This is a genomic window from Salinarimonas sp. (assembly GCF_040111675.1).
Classification (GTDB): domain Bacteria; phylum Pseudomonadota; class Alphaproteobacteria; order Rhizobiales; family Beijerinckiaceae; genus Salinarimonas.
The window spans coordinates 221,003-238,550 of the sequence record NZ_CP157794.1; the positions used below are offsets into that span (position 1 = coordinate 221,003).

Sequence of the window (17,548 nt, forward strand, 5' to 3'; positions counted from 1 at the left end):
GCCGGCATGGCGGGACTGCTCTCCGCCTTCGCCCGCCGCTTCGGGCGGGACCGACCGGAGCCCGAGGCGCACGGGCGCCTCAAGACGCTCGCGCGCGAGGCGCTCGCCCTCTCCGACGACGTCGCCCTCGCCGCCAACGAGATCGTCTGCGCCGACCCGGCCTGCCCTGGCCTCGAGACCGTGATCCTGGTGATGGCGCCGGGGCGGCGCACGCGGGCGCTCAAGATCGGAAAGCCGCTCGCGGAGGTGACGCCGCAGGACATCCGCGCGGCGGCGGCGGAGCCGGGCTGATGGCGCTCGCGCGCATCGCCGCCATGGGCATGGGCCTCGCCGGCGCTCTCGCGGCCTCGCAGGGGCCGGAATTCGCGCAGCAATACGCCCAGCGCCTCGGCGGCGCCATCGACGAGCTCGAGACCGTGGTCGCGCGCTTCGACGAGAGCGCGGCCAAGGCCGGCCTCGCGCGCGAGGAGGCGCTGGCCCGCCTCGCCGAGAACCCGGAGCGTCTCGTGCGCAGCCAGGGCGAGAGCGCGAGCCTCGCCGCCGCGCGGCTGGAGCGGCTGCGCGCCGACGCGGCGCGGCTCGATGAGGCCGGAGACTTCGATCGGGTGATCACCCTCATGCGCGTGGCGGATGCGGAGATCGCCCGAAACGCCTACCTCGCCTACAGGCCGGCCGTGCCGGTGACCTCGGAGGGCCTCCTCGCCGCGGGTCTCGGTTTCGCTCTGCTGTGGCTCCTCACCTTCGGCGCGGCCAAGGGCACGAAGCATGCCGGCCGCAAGGGCGCGGCCATGGTCCGCGCGCGCCTCGCCAAGCGGCGCGACGCAACGGGAACGGGGCCGTTCAAGACCTGGCGGAGCGAGGACGCCTGAGCCCGCGTCACTGCGCCGGGCCGCCTCCGAGCTGCACGAAGAAACCGAGACCGTCCGGCCCCGGCAGCGGCGCGAGGCTCTCGACCACGCCCGCCTTCTTCGCCTCGAGCAGCGCCCGCCCCACCGGCTGGAACGCCGTCTCGCCCGCGCCGGGGATCGGCGCGGCGAGCCGCACGGCGACCGAGCGGGGCTTGCCCGTCCCCGCCGCCGCGACGAGATCCGCCACCGCGCGCTCCGCCGCGTCGCGGGTCGAGAGGCGCAGGTCGAGCACGGAATCGGCGTCGGCGACGCCGCGGGCGCCCCTCAGCTTGTCGGCGTAGAACGGGTCGAAATGCGGCATGTCACATCCGTTCGAGGGCGCTCACGATGGCGTCGCCCATATCGGCGGTGGAGACGGCATTGGCGCCCGGGGCGGCGAGGTCCTTGGTGCGCACGCCCGACGCCAGCACGTCGGTGATCGCGCCCTCGAGCCGATCCGCCGCCTCGCCGAGGCCGAAGGAATAGCGCAGGCACATGGCGAGCGAGCCGATCATGGCGAGCGGGTTGGCGAGGCCGCGGCCCGCGATGTCCGGCGCCGAGCCGTGCACGGGCTCGTAGAGCGCCTTGCGCTTGCCGGTCGCGGGATCCTCGGCGCCGAGCGACGCCGAGGGCAGCATGCCGAGCGAGCCCGTCAGCATGGCCGCGACGTCGGAGAGGATGTCGCCGAACAGGTTGTCGCAGACGATGACGTCGTACTGCTTCGGAAAGCGTACGAGCTGCATGGCACAATTGTCGGCGAGCACGTGCTCGAGCTCGACCTCCGGATACTCGGCCTTGTGCACGGCGGTGACGACCTGCTTCCAGAGGACGCCGGACTTCATCACGTTGTGCTTCTCGGCCGAGGAGACCTTGTTGCGGCGCTTCTTGGCCAGCTCGAAGGCGACGCGCGCGATCCGCTCGATCTCGCCCGTCGTGTAGAGCTGGGTGTCGACGGCGCGCTTCTGGCCGTTCTCGAGCGTGACGATCTCCTTCGGCTCGCCGAAATAGACGCCGCCGGTGAGCTCGCGCACGATCATCAGGTCGAGGCCCTCGACGAGCTCGCGCTTGAGCGCCGAAGCATCGGCGAGCGCCGGGTAGCAGATCGCCGGGCGCAGGTTGGCGAACAGGCCGAGATCCTTGCGAAGCCGCAGGAGTCCCGCCTCTGGGCGGGCTTCGTAGGGCACGTCCGCCCATTTCGGCCCGCCCACCGCGCCGAACAGGACGGCGTCCGCGGCCTGGGCGCGCGCCATGGCGTCCTCGGAGATCGCCTTGCCGTGGGCGTCGTAGGCGGCGCCGCCGACGAGGTCGCGCTCGGTCTCGAAGGAGGCGAGGCCCGCGCGGCCGAACCACGCCACGATCTTCTCGACCTCCGCCATCACCTCGGGGCCGATCCCGTCGCCGGGGAGGAGGAGGAGCTTGTGCGTGGCCATGGCGTGTCGATCCGGTTCGTTCGTTGCGTTGGGGAGCCTTGTGACGAAACGCGCGGCCGGGGGCAAGGGGGGAGACGGGTGGCGCCGCCCGCGCCCTTCAGGTCAGCGGCTGCGCCACGTGCTGGGCATAGGCCGGCCGGGCGAGGAGGCCCTCGTACCAGGCGCGGAGGTAGGGCAGGTCGGGCCGCTCGATCTCCGGCATCGCGTACCAGCGGTGGACGTAGCACCCGAGCGGGATGTCGGCGAGGGTGAAGCGGCCGGCTTCCAGGTGCTCGCGGCCGGTCAGATGCGCGTCGAGAAGCCGCCAGCAGCTCTCGGACGCGGCGCGGGAGCGCTCGATCGCATCCGGGTCGCGCTTCTCGGGTGGCGTGCGCACGAGACCCCAGAACATCCCGTGCATCGCGCCGCCGACGGTCGAGAGCGTCCAGTCCATCCAGCGCTCGATGCGGCCGCGATCGGCCGGATCCTCGGGGTAGAGGCCGTGCGCCGCCGTCTTCAGGGCGAGATAGCGCAGGATCGCGTTGGATTCCCACAGCACGACCTCGCCGTCGACCAGGGTCGGGACCCTGCCGTTCGGGTTGAGCGTGCGGTAGGCCGGCGTGTCGACGACCCCGAAGGCGCCGCCGGCGTCGATGCGCCGGTAGGGCAGGGCGAGCTCCTCGAGCAGCCAGATCACCTTCTGCACGTTGACCGAGTTCGTGCGTCCCCAAAGCTCCATCATGGCCGGCCCTCCTCGTCGCGCCCGTCTCTCCCGCGCACTATCGGGGCAAGCGCGCCCCGCGTCGAGGCGCGGCGCGCGCCGTCCGCCGGATGCGCGTCAGCGCACCAGGATGTTCCGGAACTGCCAGGGATCGCTCGTGTCGATGTCCTCGGGGAAGAGGCCCGGGCGGCCGTCGAGCGGCGTCCAGTCGGTGTAGACGCCGACCACGGGGCCGAGATAGGGCGTCTGCACCTCGAGGCAGCGCCTGTAGTCCATCTCGTCCGCCTCGACGATGCCGGCGTTCGGGTTCTCCAGCGCCCAGACCATGCCGGCGAGGACCGCCGAGGAGACCTGCAGGCCCGTCGCGTTCTGGTAGGGCGCGATCCGGCGCGTCTCCTCGATGGAGAGCTGCGAGCCGTACCAATAGGCGTTCTTGCCGTGGCCGAAGAGCAGCACGCCGAGCTCGTCGATCCCGTCGACGATCTCGTGCTCGTCGAGGATGTGGAACGTCTCCTGCGCCACGCCGCCCGCGCCGAACATCTCGTGCAGCGACAGCACCGCGTCGTTGGCGGGGTGGTAGGCGTAATGGCAGGTCGGGCGGTAGACGACCTCGTCGCCCTCACGCACGGTGAAATAGTCCGCGATCGAGATCGACTCGTTGTGCGTGACGAGGAAGCCGTACTGGGCCTGCGCGGTCGGCGTCCAGGAGCGCACGCGGGTGTTCGCGCCGGGCTGGAGCAGGAAGATCGCCGCGCCGCAGCCGCTCGTATGCGTGCGGGCGTTGTCCGGCGTCCAGGTCTCGTGCGTGCCCCAGCCGAGCTCGGAGGGCTGCAGCCCCTCGGAGACGAAACCCTCGACCGACCAGGTGTTGATGAACACGCCCTGCGGCTTCGGGTTGCGCGCGCGCTGGGTGTCTCGCTCGGCGATGTGGACGCCCTTGACGCCGACGCGGCGCATCAGGTCGCCCCATTCGGCGCGGCTGGTCGGCTCGGCGAAGTCGAGGCCGAGATCGGTGGCGACGTTGACGAGCCCCTGCTTGACGAACCAGGACACCATGCCCGGATTGGCGCCGCAGCAGGACACGGCGGTCGTGCCGCCCGGCCGCTCGCGGCGCTCGGCCAGGATCGTCTCGCGCAGCGCGTAGTTCGTGCGCGCCTCCGGCCCGGCGCTCTTGTCGAAGTAGAAGCCCTTCCACGGCTCGACGACGGTGTCGATGTAGAGCACGCCGAGCTCGCGGCACAGCCGCATCAGGTCCCGCGAGGAGGTGTCGACCGACAGGTTCACGCAGAAGCCCTGGCCCTCGCCCTTGGTGAGCAGCGGGGTGAGCAGCTCGCGATAGTTCTCGCGCGTGACCGACTCGTGCACGAAGGCGATGCCGCGATCGTCGAGCATGGCCCGGTCGGCGTCGTTCGGGTCGACGACCGTGAAACGGTCCTTGTCGAACGTGAAGTGACGCTCGATCAGGGGCAGGGCGCCCTTGCCGATCGAGCCGAAGCCGATCATCACGATCGGGCCGGTGATCTCGCCATGCACGGGCCAGACGGCAGTCATCGCGCGCTGTCTCCTTCGGGGTGCGGGGACAAGCCTCCGCGGGAACGGGAGCGCGCACCTTTAGTTCGTGCGCCGCCCGCGTCAACGGTGGAGGGCGTCGCGGGGGAGGAAAGTGGCGGAGCGATTAGGCGCGGCCGCTCCCGGCCGCGCCCCACTGACCCTCACATCACCACCACCCGCGTGCCGATCCCGACCCGCCCGTACAGGTCGATCACGTCGTCGTTCATCATCCGGATGCAGCCCGAGGACATGGCGCGGCCGATGGAGCTCGGGTCGTTGGTGCCGTGGATGCGGTAGAGCGTGCCGCCGAGATAGAGCGCGCGGGCGCCGAGCGGGTTCGCCGGGCCGCCGGGCATGAAGGCCGGCAGCTCGGGCTGGCGCCGGCGCATGGCCGCGGGCGGGCGCCAGTCCGGCCACTCCGCCTTGCGGGTGATCCGCTCCGTGCCGCGCCATTCGAAGCCCTCGCGGCCGACGCCGACCCCGTAGCGCAGGGCCGTGCCGCCCTCCTGGACCAGGTAGAGGAATTTCCGGCCCGTATCGACCACGACGGTGCCCGGCCGGTGCGGGCCGTCGTAGGGCACGGTCCGGCGGCGGAAGACGTCGGCGACGGCGCCGCCGCCGGGCGTCACCGCCGCGACCTGCGGCCGCGCCTGCGGCTGCGGCGCGGCCTGGCGGCGCTGGACCGGCGGCGCGGCGCGGGTCGGCGCCGCCGCGGCGGGCGGCGGGGCGGCGTAGCGGGCTGCGGCCTGGCGACCCGGCGTCGGGTCGCGGCCGGTGAGCAGCAGCTCGATGAAGCCGCCGCCGAGATCGGCGGTGACGATCGGCTGCTCCTGCCCCTGGCCCCGGGCGCGGGCGTCGGGCGCGGTCGCGACGGCGAGCGCCGCGGCGGCGGCGATGGCGGCTAGGCGGCGCAGGCGCGCCCGGATCGTGGACATGGTGTCTCCCTCCTCTCCCCGAGGCGCGGACCGGCCGGAACGGGCCGCCCGCGCGTCGCCGCAACGGAACGGGAGGAGGTCTTGCCGGGACGTGGACGCGCCCCGACGACCTGCGCTTAACCTTAAGCGCGCGTGGGCATTCATCGTAAACGGCGTGCCCGGACGGCGGCCGATCGCGGCGTCGTCGCCCCCGTTCACGCAATCCTAAAGTTTTTCGAAGCAGGCTTCAGGGAGATCGTCCTCTCCGCAGAAGCGCCCGTCACCGATGACCCTGCCCCAGAAGCGATACCGCATCGAGGAAACCCTGCGCCGTGACCCGATCACGCTGCCGCGACCCCTGAACGGTCACGCCGGCCCGCCGCCGGCGCCGGCCGGAGAGGCGGGGGCGCCGGGCGGCGATCCGCGCATCGACGAGATCCTCGCGGCCGTGCAGGAGCTGCGACACTTCCTCGATCCGTCCCACCGGCTCGCGTCCGACGTGATCGAGGCCTATCGCAAGGAGATTTCCGAGGTCTACGCGCTGCGCCAGGAGATCGACGCCATGAAGGCGGCGATCACGCAGACCAAGCGCGAGATCGCCTCGCTCTACAAGTCCGAGGAGGAGGGCAAGGGCATGCGCCGCGTCGCGGGCGAGCTCGACGCCGTGGTCTCCGCCACCGAGGCGGCGACGGGCTCGATCCTGTCCGGCCTCGAGGACATCGAGTCCTACGCCAACATGCTGCGCGCGTCGGGCGGCAGCGGCGCCGGCGACGAGATCGGCGCGATCCTCGATCGCGTGATCTCGATGTACGAGGCCTGCAACTTCCAGGACCTGACCGGGCAGCGCATCACCAAGATCGTCAACGTGCTGAAGTTCGTCGAGGAGCGCCTCGACAAGATGATCGACGTCTGGGGCGGGCTCGACGCCTTCCAGGAGCTGATCCAGCACGAGGCCATCGCGCCGGCGCTCGACGAGGAAAAGGCGCTCCTCAACGGGCCGAAGCTCGAGGAGGACCACGGCCACGTCTCGCAGGACGACATCGACTCGCTGTTCGACTGACGGGTCGCGGCCGGCGGGGCCCGGCCCGGAACTTGCGCAATTCGACGCGAATGCCACGCGTTCGGCGCGTGGCGGGACGCGACCGCTCGAAAACGACACGGCCGCGCCCCTGCGACGAGGAGAGCCGGCCATGCCCGACCACGCCCTGTCCCGTTCCGGAACGCCCGCCGCCGCCGCGCCCCGGGTCGGCTGGGTCGACGCGGCCAAGGGCGTGTGCATCGTCCTCGTGGTGATGATGCACGCGACGCTCGGCGTCGGCGAGGCGATGGGAGGCGAGGGCTTCATGCACTCCGTCGTGGCCTTCGCCGCGCCGTTCCGCATGCCGGACTTCTTCCTGATCTCGGGGCTGTTCCTCGCCCGCGTGATCGATCGCGACTGGCGCACCTACGGCGACAAGCGCATCCTGCATTTCGTCTATTTCTATCTGCTGTGGCTCGTCGTCCAGTCGGTGGTGAAGGTCGGCTCGGTCTCGGGCGGATCGCTCGCCGGCTTCGTCGAGCATCTGGTCGTCTCGCTGGTCGAGCCCTTCTCGACGCTCTGGTTCGTCTACATGCTGGCGATCTTCTCGATCGTGGCGAAGCTCGTGCGGCGGGTGAACCCGGTCGTGCTGCTGGCGATCGCGGCGGCGCTCGAGATCGCGCCGATCCATACCGGCTCGCTGCTCGTCGACGAGTTCTGCGCCCGCTTCGTCTATTTCGTCGCCGGATGGCGCCTCGCGCCCGCGATCTTCCGCCTCGCCGCGGCGGGGCAGGCGAGGCCCGCGGCGGCGCTCGCCTGTCTCGCGGCCTGGGCCGCCGTCAACGGCGCCCTCGCGCTCGCCACGGTCGAGGTCTCCGGCGCGACGACGACGCTCGCCGCTCTGCCGGTCGTGAGCCTCGCGCTGGGGGCCGCGGGCGCCGCGGCGATCGTGGTGGTCTCGGCCCTCCTCGCACGCACGCCCGCGGCCGCGCCGTTCACCTATGCGGGGCGGCACTCGATCGCGGTCTATCTCGCCTTCTTCTTCCCCATGGCGGCGACGCGCGAAATCCTGATCCGGACCGGGATCGTCGAGGACGTCGGCCTCGTCTCGCTCGTCGTGACCCTCGTCGCCGTGATCGCGCCGCTCGTGCTCGAGCGGATCGTGCGCCGCACCCCGCTCTCCTTCCTCTTCGAGCGGCCGGCCTTCGCCCGGCTGACGCCACGTCCGCGCGCCGTCGTCCAGCCGGCCGAGTGACGGGAGGGCCGTCGCCCGCGACCTTGCGCCTGCGCCGACCTCGGCTTGCGCCTCGCGTCTCCTGTGCATCGCGGACGCCGCGGGCGCGCCGCGCTTGAAACGCCGGGCCGAACGCGCCACCTTATCGAATGTGCGAAGCGGGCGCGCTCACCCATCAGGCGCCCGCCACGCATGTCCCGCGCGTCGATCGAGACGGGAGCGCGGGGCGGGACCGCTCGCGGCGGCCTGCTTCTCGCGAGAGGCGCGCCGGGGCGCAAAGGGAAGAGGATCACCCTTCATGACTCAATCCAAGACGCGGCAGCCCGTCGTTCCGGGGTCCGAGGGCACCTATCCGGTGCTGCCTCTGCGCGACATCGTCGTCTTCCCGCACATGATCGTGCCGCTCTTCGTCGGCCGCGAGAAGTCGATCCGCGCCCTCGAGGAGGTCGTCAAGACCGACCGGCACATCCTGCTCGCGACCCAGAAGAACGCCGCCGACGACGATCCGGCGGCCGACGCGATCTACGAGGTCGGCACGCTCGCCAACGTGCTCCAGCTGCTCAAGCTGCCCGACGGCACCGTCAAGGTGCTGGTCGAGGGCGCGGGCCGGGCGAAGGTGACGGACTACGTCCGCACCGACGAGTATTACGAGGCGCAGGCCAAGGTGCTGGCCGACGAGCTCGGCGACCGAATCGAGGCGCAGGCGCTCGCCCGCTCGGTGGTCGGCGAGTTCGAGAACTACGTGAAGCTCAACAAGAAGGTCTCCCCCGAGATCGTCGCCGCGGTGACGCAGATCGAGGAGCCCGCCAAGCTCGCCGACACGGTGGCCTCGCACCTGGCGGTGAAGATCTCCGACAAGCAGGAGCTGCTGGAGACCCCGACCGTCGCCCAGCGCCTCGAGCGCGTGCTCGGGCTGATGGAGAGCGAGATCTCCGTGCTCCAGGTGGAGAAGCGCATCCGCACGCGGGTGAAGCGTCAGATGGAGAAGACGCAGCGCGAGTACTACCTGAACGAGCAGATGAAGGCGATCCAGAAGGAGCTCGGCGACGAGGACGGCCGGGACGAGATCGCCGAGATCGAGCAGAAGATCGAGAAGACGAAGCTCTCGAAGGAGGCCCGCGACAAGGCCACCGCCGAGGTCAAGAAGCTGCGCCAGATGTCGCCCATGTCCGCGGAGGCGACGGTGGTGCGCAACTATCTCGACTGGATGCTCTCGATCCCGTGGAACAAGAAGTCCAAGGTCAAGAAGGACCTCCCCGGGGCGCAGGCGATCCTCGACGCGGACCATTTCGGCCTCGACAAGGTCAAGGAGCGGATCGTCGAGTACCTCGCCGTGCAGCAGCGGGCGAACAAGCTCACCGGGCCGATCCTGTGCCTCGTCGGCCCGCCCGGCGTCGGCAAGACCTCGCTCGGCAAGTCGATCGCGCGCGCCACGGGCCGCGAGTTCGTGCGCATGTCGCTGGGCGGCGTGCGTGACGAGGCGGAGATCCGCGGCCATCGGCGGACCTACATCGGCTCGATGCCCGGCAAGATCATCCAGTCGATGCGCAAGGCCAAGACCTCGAACCCGCTCATCCTGCTCGACGAGATCGACAAGATGGGCCAGGACTTCCGCGGCGATCCGTCGGCGGCGCTCCTGGAGGTGCTCGACCCGGAGCAGAACAACACCTTCAACGACCATTATCTCGAGGTGGACTACGACCTCTCGAACGTGATGTTCGTCACGACGGCGAACACGCTCAACATCCCGGCGCCGCTCCTCGACCGCATGGAGACGATCCGCATCGCCGGCTACACCGAGGACGAGAAGGCCGAGATCGCGCGTCGGCACCTGATCCCGAACGCGGTCAAGAAGCACGGCCTGAAGTCCGAGGAATGGGCCATCGACGATGCGGGCCTGCTGCTCCTCGTGCGCCGCTACACCCGCGAGGCGGGCGTGCGCAATCTCGAGCGCGAGATCTCCAACCTCGTCCGCAAGGCGGTGAAGGAGATCCTCATGACCGAGACGGATCGGGTGGTCGTCACCGAGCAGAACCTCTCCGACTATCTCGGCGCGCCGAAGTACCGCTTCGGCGAGGCGGAAGCGGAGGACATGGTCGGCGTCGTCACGGGCCTGGCCTGGACCGAGGTCGGGGGCGAGCTGCTCACGATCGAGGGCGTCATGATGCCCGGCAAGGGCAAGATGACGGTCACGGGCAACCTGCGCGACGTGATGAAGGAATCGATCTCGGCGGCGGCGTCCTACGTGCGCTCGCGGGCGGTCGATTTCGGTCTCGAGCCGCCGCTCTTCGACCGCAAGGACATCCACGTCCACGTGCCCGAAGGCGCCACGCCGAAGGACGGCCCGTCCGCCGGCATCGCCATGGCGACCGCCATCGTCTCGATCATGACGGGCATCCCCGTGCGCAAGGACATCGCCATGACCGGCGAGGTGACGCTGCGCGGGCGGGTGCTGCCCATCGGCGGCCTGAAGGAGAAGCTGCTCGCGGCGCTCCGCGGCGGGCTCAAGACGGTGCTGATTCCCGAGGAGAACGTGAAGGACCTGGCCGACGTGCCGGACAACCTGAAGTCCGGCCTCGAGATCGTCCCGGTGTCCCGCATGGAGCAGGTCCTGAAGCACGCGCTCGTGCGCGGGCCCGAGCCGATCGAGTGGGACGAATCGACGGTTCCCGCTCCCGCGCGCTCCACGGAAGAGGAGCAGCCCGGCTTCGTCGCTCATTGAGGGCGGGGCCGTCGCGACGGCCCCTCTCGACCTCTCCAGAGGCCTCCGGACCCCGTTCGGAGGCCTTTTTTCCGGCCCGAGAGGGGCTATCCACAACGAAATCGCGCTTTTCGCGCTTGCGACGCTCTCGCTTTCCGCTAAACGGGGAAGGACCAAACGACGGCGGAGCAAGGGTTTGCGCGCCGATCAAGCTCTGGAGGAGGTTGCGATGAACAAAGGCGAGCTCGTCAGCGCCGTGGCCGAGAAGACCGGCCTCAGCAAGGCTCAGGCCGGCGAGGCCCTCGACGCCGCACTGGAGTCGATCCAGGAGACGCTGAAGAAGGGCGAGGAAGTGAAGATCGTCGGCTTTGGCACCTTCACCGTCGCCGACCGCCCCGCGGGCGAGGCGCGCAACCCGCGCACCGGCGAGAAGGTGCAGGTCCCCGCGTCCAAGACCCCGAAGTTCAAGGCCGGCGCCGGCCTCAAGGACGCGGTCAACGGCTGATCGTCGTTCCGCTCGGGACGTGCGAAGCCGTCGGCGCGCTTGCGCCGGCGGCTTCGCGTTTTTATGTAGGTTTCGTTCGGCGCGGGCGCGCGACGCCTCGCCGGGCACGGGCGGTTAGCTCAGCTGGTAGAGCATCTCGTTTACACCGAGAGGGTCGGCGGTTCGAGCCCGTCACCGCCCACCAAGTCCCTGGTCTCCAAGGGTTCCGGGAGGCCCCGCAGAAAAAGCGCGCGGCGCGGTGCGGGATCGCTTGACACCGGTCGCGGGGGGCCGTAAACCCCCGCCACTGCCGCCGCGGAGACCACCCAGGCGGCCTGGTCAGCGGGCGTAGCTCAGTCGGTTAGAGTGCCGGCCTGTCACGCCGGAGGTCGCGGGTTCGAGCCCCGTCGCCCGCGCCACCCTCGCAGCTTGAAGAACACTCGTCACTCGTTGATAACTCTCCGAGTTGCGCTGCCATTCGACTTGCCTTCAGTCGTCACGATCGAGTTCATCGCCCGCAGCGAAGCGGACGGCGACCTGATAAAGGCGCGCCGCCTCTTCATCCGGCTCGCGAAGGCGCCGCCGGGCCTCGCCGTCTGGGCCGCCGACGACACGGAGCGGACCGAGGAGACGCAGGCGATCGCGCTCGTCCTGAACGAGTTCGAGCTCATCTCCATCGGCATCCAGGGCGGCATCATCGATTTCGAGCTCTACGAGCGCTGGCAGCGCCAGGGCACGCTGGCCTATCGGCGCAACGCCCTCCCCTTCATCACCGCGCTGCCGGACCGCACCGGCAACGAAACGCTCTTCCACGACTTCGAGGAGATGGTCGGTTGGATGAAGGAGGAGAAGCTCCCGAGGCGCAGCTGGAAGGAGCGGCGCTGGTGGTAGCTGGGCCCTCCCATCCCCGCGCCGACGCCTGCGGCGCACGGTAACACCCCCTGTGTGCACGCTTTCGCGTTGATTATGTCGGGCGTGGCGGCGATGCGGACCTCCGACGGCCCGTCGCCGCCACCGACGAAAACGCCGCGAAACCGCATCGAACGCGGGGCCGTGCGACCCCTCGGGGCCTTGTCACCCGGGGAGGCGTGGGCTAAGCGTCGCCTCGCGAAACGCCGTCCAGTCCGCCCTCGTTCGAAGGTGGAGCCGCGCGGCGTTCCCCGGGTCTCGTGGGAAGGGAGCGTCATGACCTCGCTTTTGGCCGATTACCTGCCGCTCGTGATCTTCATGGGCGTGGCTCTGTTCATCGGCGTGGTCCTCCTCGCCGCACCCTTCGTGGTGGCCTACAAGAAGCCCGACTCGGAGAAGCTCTCGGCCTACGAGTGCGGCTTCAACGCCTTCGACGACGCACGGATGAAGTTCGACGTGCGCTTCTACCTCGTCGCGATCCTGTTCATCATCTTCGACCTCGAGGTCGCCTTCCTGTTCCCCTGGGCGGTGACGTTCGGCGAGGTGGGCTGGTTCGGCTTCTGGTCGATGATGATCTTCCTCGGCGTGCTCACCGTCGGCTTCGTGTACGAGTGGAAAAAGGGAGCCCTGGAATGGGACTGATCGATCCCGGCAAGACGCGCCTCGAGGCGCCGCAGACCGAGGACACGTTCGGGCTGAAGCACGGCGCGCCGCGGGGCGAGGACCCCTTCTTCGCCAACGTCTCGGCGGAGCTCGCCGACAAGGGCTTCCTCGTCACCTCGGTCGACGACCTGATCACCTGGGCGCGCACCGGCTCGCTGATGTGGATGACCTTCGGGCTCGCCTGCTGCGCCGTCGAGATGATGCAGATGTCGATGCCGCGCTACGACGCGGAGCGCTTCGGCTTCGCCCCGCGCGCCTCCCCGCGCCAGTCGGACGTGATCATCGTCGCCGGCACGCTGACCAACAAGATGGCGCCCGCCTTCCGCAAGGTCTACGACCAGATGCCGGAGCCGCGCTACGTGATCTCCATGGGGTCCTGCGCCAACGGCGGCGGCTACTACCATTATTCCTATTCGGTGGTGCGCGGCTGCGACCGCATCGTGCCGGTGGACGTCTACGTGCCGGGCTGCCCGCCCACCGCCGAGGCGCTCCTCTACGGCGTGCTGCTCCTGCAGAAGAAGATCCGCCGCACCGGAACGATCGAGCGCTGAGGGAGCGGACCGGATGACCGACACGACCATCGCCGCCGATCCGCTCTTCGCGCTCGGCCGCCACATCCAGGACGCCATGCCCGCGGCCGTCACCGGCTTTTCGGTCGCGCACGGCGATCTCGCGATCGAGGTCGAGGGCGCGGCTATCCGCGACGTCGTCGCCTTCCTGCGCGACGACCCGAAATGCCTGTTCGTCTGCTTCATCGACATCTGCGGGGTGGACTTCCCCGAGCGCGAGAAGCGCTTCGACGTGGTCTACCACTTCCTGTCGCCGAAGCACAACACGCGCGTGCGGGTGAAGGTGCAGACCGACGAGCGCACCCCGGTGCCCTCCATCATCGACGATTTCCCGGCGGCGAACTGGTACGAGCGCGAGGCCTACGACCTGTACGGCATCCTGTTCTCGGGCCATCCGGACCTGCGCCGGCTCCTCACCGATTACGGCTTCGAGGGCTTCCCGCTGCGCAAGGACTTCCCGCTCACGGGCTTCGTCGAGGTGCGCTACGACGAGGCGCAGGGCCGCGTGGTCTACGAGGCGGTGAAGCTCAATCAGGAATTCCGCAACTTCGACTTCCTCTCGCCGTGGGAGGGCACGGAATACGTGCTTCCGGGCGACGAGAAGGCCGCGGGTTCCGAGAAGCGCTGAGGATCGAGGAGAGGGGCCCCATGGGCGAGCACGACATTCGCAACTTCTCGATCAATTTCGGCCCGCAGCATCCGGCGGCGCACGGCGTGCTGCGCCTCGTGCTCGAGCTCGACGGCGAGGTGGTCGAGCGCGTCGACCCGCATATCGGGCTCCTGCACCGCGGCACGGAGAAGCTGCTGGAGTACAAGACCTATCTCCAGGGCACGCCCTATTTCGACCGGCTCGACTACGTCGCGCCGATGAACCAGGAGCACGCCTTCTGCCTCGCGGCGGAGCGCATGCTCGGCATCACGGTGCCGCGCCGGGCGCAGCTCATCCGCGTGCTCTTCTGCGAGATCGGCCGCATCCTCTCGCACCTCCTCAACGTGACGACCCAGGCCATGGACGTCGGCGCGCTCACCCCGCCGCTCTGGGGCTTCGAGGAGCGCGAGAAGCTGATGGTGTTCTACGAGCGCGCCTCCGGGGCGCGGCTCCACGCCAACTACTTCCGCTTCGGCGGCGTCCACCAGGACCTGCCGCCGGACCTGATCGACGACATCGAGGCCTGGTGCGACCCCTTCCTGAAGGTGGTCGACGACCTCGACGCGCTGGTGATGGAGAACCGCATCTTCAAGCAGCGCAACGTCGACATCGGCGTGGTGACGCTCGAGGAATGCTGGAAGTGGGGCTTCTCCGGCGTGATGGTGCGCGGCTCGGGCGCGCCGTGGGACCTGCGCAAGGCGCAGCCCTACGAGTGCTACGAGGAGATGGAGTTCGACATCCCCATCGGCAAGAACGGCGACAATTACGATCGCCAGCTGATCCGCATGGAGGAGATGCGCCAGTCCGTGCGCATCATGCGCCAGTGCATCACGAAGCTGCGCGCGCCGGACGGCCAGGGTCCCATCGCCACCAAGGACGGCAAGGTCGCCCCGCCCAAGCGCGCCGAGATGAAGCGCTCGATGGAAGCGCTCATCCACCATTTCAAGCTCTACACCGAGGGCTTCCACGTGCCGGAAGGCGAGATCTACGCGGCGGTCGAGGCGCCCAAGGGCGAGTTCGGCGTCTATCTCGTCTCGGACGGCGGCAACAGGCCCTACCGGTTGAAGATCCGCGCCCCGGGCTTCGCCCATCTCCAGGCGATGGACTTCATGTGCCGCGGGCACATGCTGGCCGACGTCTCGGCGATCCTGGGCTCGATCGACATCGTCTTCGGCGAGGTCGATCGCTGATTTCGACCCGCGCGGGGGAGGGCTCCCGCGCGGCGTGACGACTGGCGGGCGGCGCGCATTCGCGGGTCGCTCCAACGAGCGAGTAGAGGCAGATGGCCGTTCGCAGGCTGGCGCCCGATGCGGTGCAACCGAAATCCTTCGCCTTCGCGCCCGAGACCGAGGCGTGGCTGGTCGAGCAGCTGACGAAATTCCCGGAGGGCCGGCAGGCCTCCGCGGTGATCCCGCTGCTCTGGCGCGTGCAGAAGGATTGCGGGAACTGGCTGCCGCAGAAGGCCATCGAGGCCGTCGCGGAGCGGCTGGCCATGCCCTACATCCGCGTCTTCGAGGTCGCGACCTTCTACACGATGTTCAATCTCGAGCCGGTGGGCAAGTTCTACATCCAGATGTGCGGGACGACGCCCTGCCAGCTGCGCGGCTCGGACGCGATCAAGAAGGTGCTATCCCGCAAGGTCGGCGCGCCGCACCACGTCACCGAGGACGGCCTGTTCTCCTGGATCGAGGTCGAGTGCCTCGGCGCCTGCTGCAATGCGCCGATGGTGCAGATCAACGACGACTATTACGAGGACCTGACCGAGGAGAATTTCGAGACGCTCCTCGACGACCTCGCCGCCGGGCGCGCGGTCCGCAAGGGCTCGCAGACGGGCCGCGTCTCCTCCGAGCCGACGCAATCCGTGCACACGCTGCAGGACCCGACCCTCTACGACGGCTCGCGCGTCGGCGCCTGGAAGAAGCGCTTCGAGGAGGAGGCCATCCGCAAGGCCGCGGAGGCGAAGGAGGCCGAGAGGAGGGCCGAGGCGGAGGCCGCCGCCGCGACGAAGGAGGCCGCGGTCGAGCCGAAGCCGGGCAAGCCGGATTCCGGTCGCGCCACGGCGACGCCCGTCGCCGACGCCCCCGCCCAGCGCGCCGCCGCCGGCGAGCGGCCGGTCGACCCGGGCGCGCGCGTCACGGCCTCCGAGGACGACACCCGCACCACCGTCGATCCGAAGGCCGTCGAGGAAGAGGAGGAGATGGCCACCCGCCTCGCCGCCCTGCCGAAGGACGCGACCAACGAGGACAAGGCGAACGCGGTGGGCGAGCGCCCGGCCGGCCTCGACGCGCCGCGCGGCGGCGATGCCGACGATCTCAAGAAGATCCTCGGCATCGGCCCCGCCAACGAGCGCAAGCTCAACGAGCTCGGCGTCTATCATTACGACCAGATCGCCGGCTGGGAGCGCCCGCAGATCCGCTGGGTCGGCGCCTATCTCGCCTTCCCCGGTCGCATCGACCGGGAGAACTGGGTCGAGCAGGCGCGCGCACTCGCCGCGGAAACCAAGACGTCCTGAGAGGAATCCATCGTCATGCTTCAGGACAAGGATCGCATCTTCACCAACCTCTACGGCTTCCAGTCGCCGGGCCTCGAGGCCGCGCGCAAGCGCGGCGCGTGGGACGAGACGAAGTTCCTCGTCGACCAGGGCCGTGACTGGATCATCGACGAGATGAAGAAGTCGAACCTGCGCGGCCGCGGCGGCGCGGGCTTCCCGACCGGGCTCAAGTGGTCGTTCATGCCCAAGCAGAACGACGGGCGCCCGCATTACCTCGTGGTCAACGCCGACGAATCCGAGCCCGGGACCTGCAAGGACCGGGAGATCATGCGGCACGACCCGCATCTCCTGATCGAGGGATGCCTCCTCGCCTGCGTCGCCATGGGCGCGCACGCGGCCTACATCTACATTCGCGGCGAGTACGTCGCCGAGCGCGAGGCGCTGCAGCGGGCGATCGACGAGGCCTACGCGGCGAACCTGATCGGCAAGGACAACGTCCACGGCTACCCGTTCGACTGCTACGTCGCCCACGGCGCCGGCGCCTATATCTGCGGCGAGGAGACGGCTCTGCTCGAGAGCCTCGAGGGCAAGAAGGGCATGCCGCGCCTCAAGCCGCCCTTCCCGGCGAACATGGGCCTGTGGGGCTGCCCGACGACGGTGAACAACGTCGAGTCCATCGCGGTGGCGGGCACGATCCTGCGCCGCGGCGGCGCCTGGTTCGCCGGCCTCGGCCGGCCGAACAACCACGGCACCAAGCTCTTCTGCGTCTCGGGGCACGTGAACGAGCCCTGCAACGTCGAGGAGGAGATGGGCATCACCTTCCGGGAGCTCATCGACACGCATTGCGGCGGCATCCGCGGCGGCTGGGACAATCTCAAGTGCGTCATCCCGGGCGGTTCCTCCGTGCCGCTGGTGCCGGGCGAGCAGATCATCGATGCGCCGATGGACTTCGACACCCTGCGCGGGCTGGGCTCCGGCCTCGGCACCGCCGCGGTGATCGTGATGGACCGCTCCACCGACATCATCCGGGCGATCGCGCGGATCTCGTACTTCTACAAGCACGAGTCCTGCGGCCAGTGCACGCCCTGCCGCGAGGGCACCGGCTGGATGTGGCGGGTCGTCTCGCGCATGGCGGAGGGCCGCGCCCAGAAGCGCGAGATCGACATGCTGCTCGAGGTGACGAAGCAGGTCGAGGGCCATACGATCTGCGCGCTCGGCGACGCGGCGGCCTGGCCGATCCAGGGCCTGATCCGGCATTATCGCCACGAGATCGAGCAGCGCATCGACGACTACGCCGCCAATCCGCATCCGGACCCGGTCCGGGTCGCGGCCGAATGAGGAGAGACGT

General features: G+C 69.7%; 18 protein-coding genes and 2 tRNA genes. 15 read left to right on the forward strand and 5 right to left on the reverse strand.

Features of this window, described 5'->3' with window-relative positions:
- Positions 1-6: 6 nt before the first annotated feature.
- Positions 7-291 carry a hypothetical protein gene (locus ABL310_RS01000; RefSeq protein WP_349369861.1) on the forward strand — a complete coding sequence of 95 codons (285 nt, stop codon included), beginning with the start codon at positions 7-9 and terminating at the stop codon, positions 289-291.
- Positions 291-869 (forward strand): DUF2937 family protein, encoded by a 579-nt coding sequence (locus tag ABL310_RS01005; protein WP_349369862.1) that lies wholly within the window; start codon positions 291-293, stop codon positions 867-869. The genes ABL310_RS01000 and ABL310_RS01005 overlap by 1 nt, the downstream gene beginning before the upstream one ends.
- Before the next feature lie 7 nt (positions 870-876).
- Here the strand turns inward: ABL310_RS01005 and ABL310_RS01010 are convergent, their stop codons facing one another.
- The 5 genes from ABL310_RS01010 to ABL310_RS01030 form a co-directional block, all read right to left on the reverse strand.
- Positions 877-1,209 carry a hypothetical protein gene (locus ABL310_RS01010; RefSeq protein WP_349369863.1) on the reverse strand — a complete coding sequence of 111 codons (333 nt, stop codon included), beginning with the start codon at positions 1,207-1,209 and terminating at the stop codon, positions 877-879.
- 1 nt (position 1,210) lies between these two features.
- Positions 1,211-2,317, reverse strand: a complete 1,107-nt coding sequence (leuB, locus tag ABL310_RS01015) for a 3-isopropylmalate dehydrogenase (protein WP_349369864.1) — start codon at positions 2,315-2,317, stop codon at positions 1,211-1,213.
- 97 nt (positions 2,318-2,414) lie between these two features.
- Entirely contained in the window at positions 2,415-3,038 is a 624-nt protein-coding gene (locus ABL310_RS01020; RefSeq protein WP_349369865.1) for a glutathione S-transferase, read from the reverse strand.
- Positions 3,039-3,134: 96 nt separating this feature from the next.
- On the reverse strand, positions 3,135-4,568 hold the full coding sequence (locus ABL310_RS01025) for a homospermidine synthase (protein ID WP_349369866.1): 1,434 nt from the start codon (positions 4,566-4,568) through the stop codon (positions 3,135-3,137).
- A 161-nt stretch (positions 4,569-4,729) separates the two neighbouring features.
- Positions 4,730-5,503, reverse strand: a complete 774-nt coding sequence (locus ABL310_RS01030) for a L,D-transpeptidase (protein WP_349369867.1) — start codon at positions 5,501-5,503, stop codon at positions 4,730-4,732.
- A gap of 271 nt (positions 5,504-5,774) precedes the next feature.
- Between ABL310_RS01030 and ABL310_RS01035 the strand changes: the two genes are divergently transcribed.
- The 13 genes from ABL310_RS01035 to nuoF all read left to right on the forward strand — a co-directional run bounded on the left by ABL310_RS01035 (position 5,775) and on the right by nuoF (position 17,538).
- Positions 5,775-6,542, forward strand: coding sequence for a protein phosphatase CheZ (locus ABL310_RS01035; RefSeq protein ID WP_374730420.1), 768 nt, complete (start codon positions 5,775-5,777; stop codon positions 6,540-6,542).
- A gap of 130 nt (positions 6,543-6,672) precedes the next feature.
- Positions 6,673-7,755 carry an acyltransferase family protein gene (locus tag ABL310_RS01040; protein ID WP_349369869.1) on the forward strand — a complete coding sequence of 361 codons (1,083 nt, stop codon included), beginning with the start codon at positions 6,673-6,675 and terminating at the stop codon, positions 7,753-7,755.
- Positions 7,756-8,032: 277 nt separating this feature from the next.
- On the forward strand, positions 8,033-10,456 hold the full coding sequence (gene lon / locus ABL310_RS01045; protein ID WP_349369870.1) for an endopeptidase La: 2,424 nt from the start codon (positions 8,033-8,035) through the stop codon (positions 10,454-10,456).
- 193 nt (positions 10,457-10,649) lie between these two features.
- Entirely contained in the window at positions 10,650-10,940 is a 291-nt protein-coding gene (locus ABL310_RS01050; RefSeq protein WP_349372136.1) for an HU family DNA-binding protein, read from the forward strand.
- A 108-nt stretch (positions 10,941-11,048) separates the two neighbouring features.
- Positions 11,049-11,124: transfer RNA gene (locus ABL310_RS01055), tRNA-Val, on the forward strand.
- A 137-nt stretch (positions 11,125-11,261) separates the two neighbouring features.
- A tRNA-Asp gene (locus ABL310_RS01060) sits at positions 11,262-11,338 on the forward strand.
- A 64-nt stretch (positions 11,339-11,402) separates the two neighbouring features.
- On the forward strand, positions 11,403-11,810 hold the full coding sequence (locus ABL310_RS01065) for a DUF4760 domain-containing protein (RefSeq protein WP_349369871.1): 408 nt from the start codon (positions 11,403-11,405) through the stop codon (positions 11,808-11,810).
- A 294-nt stretch (positions 11,811-12,104) separates the two neighbouring features.
- Entirely contained in the window at positions 12,105-12,470 is a 366-nt protein-coding gene (locus ABL310_RS01070) for an NADH-quinone oxidoreductase subunit A (protein ID WP_349369872.1), read from the forward strand.
- Positions 12,461-13,042: an NADH-quinone oxidoreductase subunit B family protein gene (locus ABL310_RS01075; RefSeq protein ID WP_349369873.1), complete on the forward strand. Its 582-nt coding sequence runs from the start codon at positions 12,461-12,463 to the stop codon at positions 13,040-13,042. Before ABL310_RS01070 ends, ABL310_RS01075 begins: the two co-directional genes overlap by 10 nt.
- Positions 13,043-13,055: 13 nt before the next feature.
- On the forward strand, positions 13,056-13,688 hold the full coding sequence (locus ABL310_RS01080; protein WP_349369874.1) for an NADH-quinone oxidoreductase subunit C: 633 nt from the start codon (positions 13,056-13,058) through the stop codon (positions 13,686-13,688).
- A 20-nt stretch (positions 13,689-13,708) separates the two neighbouring features.
- Positions 13,709-14,899: an NADH-quinone oxidoreductase subunit D gene (locus ABL310_RS01085; protein WP_349369875.1), complete on the forward strand. Its 1,191-nt coding sequence runs from the start codon at positions 13,709-13,711 to the stop codon at positions 14,897-14,899.
- A 92-nt stretch (positions 14,900-14,991) separates the two neighbouring features.
- Complete coding sequence (gene nuoE, locus ABL310_RS01090; protein WP_349369876.1) at positions 14,992-16,221, forward strand: NADH-quinone oxidoreductase subunit NuoE; 1,230 nt, start codon at positions 14,992-14,994, stop codon at positions 16,219-16,221.
- A 15-nt stretch (positions 16,222-16,236) separates the two neighbouring features.
- Positions 16,237-17,538, forward strand: coding sequence for an NADH-quinone oxidoreductase subunit NuoF (gene nuoF, locus ABL310_RS01095; protein ID WP_349369877.1), 1,302 nt, complete (start codon positions 16,237-16,239; stop codon positions 17,536-17,538).
- Positions 17,539-17,548 lie beyond the last annotated feature (10 nt).

Bases quoted from the DNA above. Each gene is read 5' to 3' on its own strand.
- ABL310_RS01075 (WP_349369873.1), top strand. From the start codon at position 12,461: ATGGGACTGATCGATCCCGGCAAGACGCGCCTCGAGGCGCCGCAGACC.
- ABL310_RS01070 (WP_349369872.1), top strand. From the start codon at position 12,105: ATGACCTCGCTTTTGGCCGATTACCTGCCGCTCGTGATCTTCATGGGC.
- leuB (WP_349369864.1), bottom strand. From the start codon at position 2,317: ATGGCCACGCACAAGCTCCTCCTCCTCCCCGGCGACGGGATCGGCCCC.
- nuoE (WP_349369876.1), top strand. From the start codon at position 14,992: ATGGCCGTTCGCAGGCTGGCGCCCGATGCGGTGCAACCGAAATCCTTC.
- ABL310_RS01080 (WP_349369874.1), top strand. From the start codon at position 13,056: ATGACCGACACGACCATCGCCGCCGATCCGCTCTTCGCGCTCGGCCGC.
- nuoF (WP_349369877.1), top strand. From the start codon at position 16,237: ATGCTTCAGGACAAGGATCGCATCTTCACCAACCTCTACGGCTTCCAG.
- ABL310_RS01000 (WP_349369861.1), top strand. From the start codon at position 7: ATGGCGGGACTGCTCTCCGCCTTCGCCCGCCGCTTCGGGCGGGACCGA.
- ABL310_RS01025 (WP_349369866.1), bottom strand. From the start codon at position 4,568: ATGACTGCCGTCTGGCCCGTGCATGGCGAGATCACCGGCCCGATCGTG.
- ABL310_RS01010 (WP_349369863.1), bottom strand. From the start codon at position 1,209: ATGCCGCATTTCGACCCGTTCTACGCCGACAAGCTGAGGGGCGCCCGC.
- lon (WP_349369870.1), top strand. From the start codon at position 8,033: ATGACTCAATCCAAGACGCGGCAGCCCGTCGTTCCGGGGTCCGAGGGC.
- ABL310_RS01020 (WP_349369865.1), bottom strand. From the start codon at position 3,038: ATGATGGAGCTTTGGGGACGCACGAACTCGGTCAACGTGCAGAAGGTG.
- ABL310_RS01030 (WP_349369867.1), bottom strand. From the start codon at position 5,503: ATGTCCACGATCCGGGCGCGCCTGCGCCGCCTAGCCGCCATCGCCGCC.
- ABL310_RS01005 (WP_349369862.1), top strand. From the start codon at position 291: ATGGCGCTCGCGCGCATCGCCGCCATGGGCATGGGCCTCGCCGGCGCT.
- ABL310_RS01085 (WP_349369875.1), top strand. From the start codon at position 13,709: ATGGGCGAGCACGACATTCGCAACTTCTCGATCAATTTCGGCCCGCAG.
- ABL310_RS01040 (WP_349369869.1), top strand. From the start codon at position 6,673: ATGCCCGACCACGCCCTGTCCCGTTCCGGAACGCCCGCCGCCGCCGCG.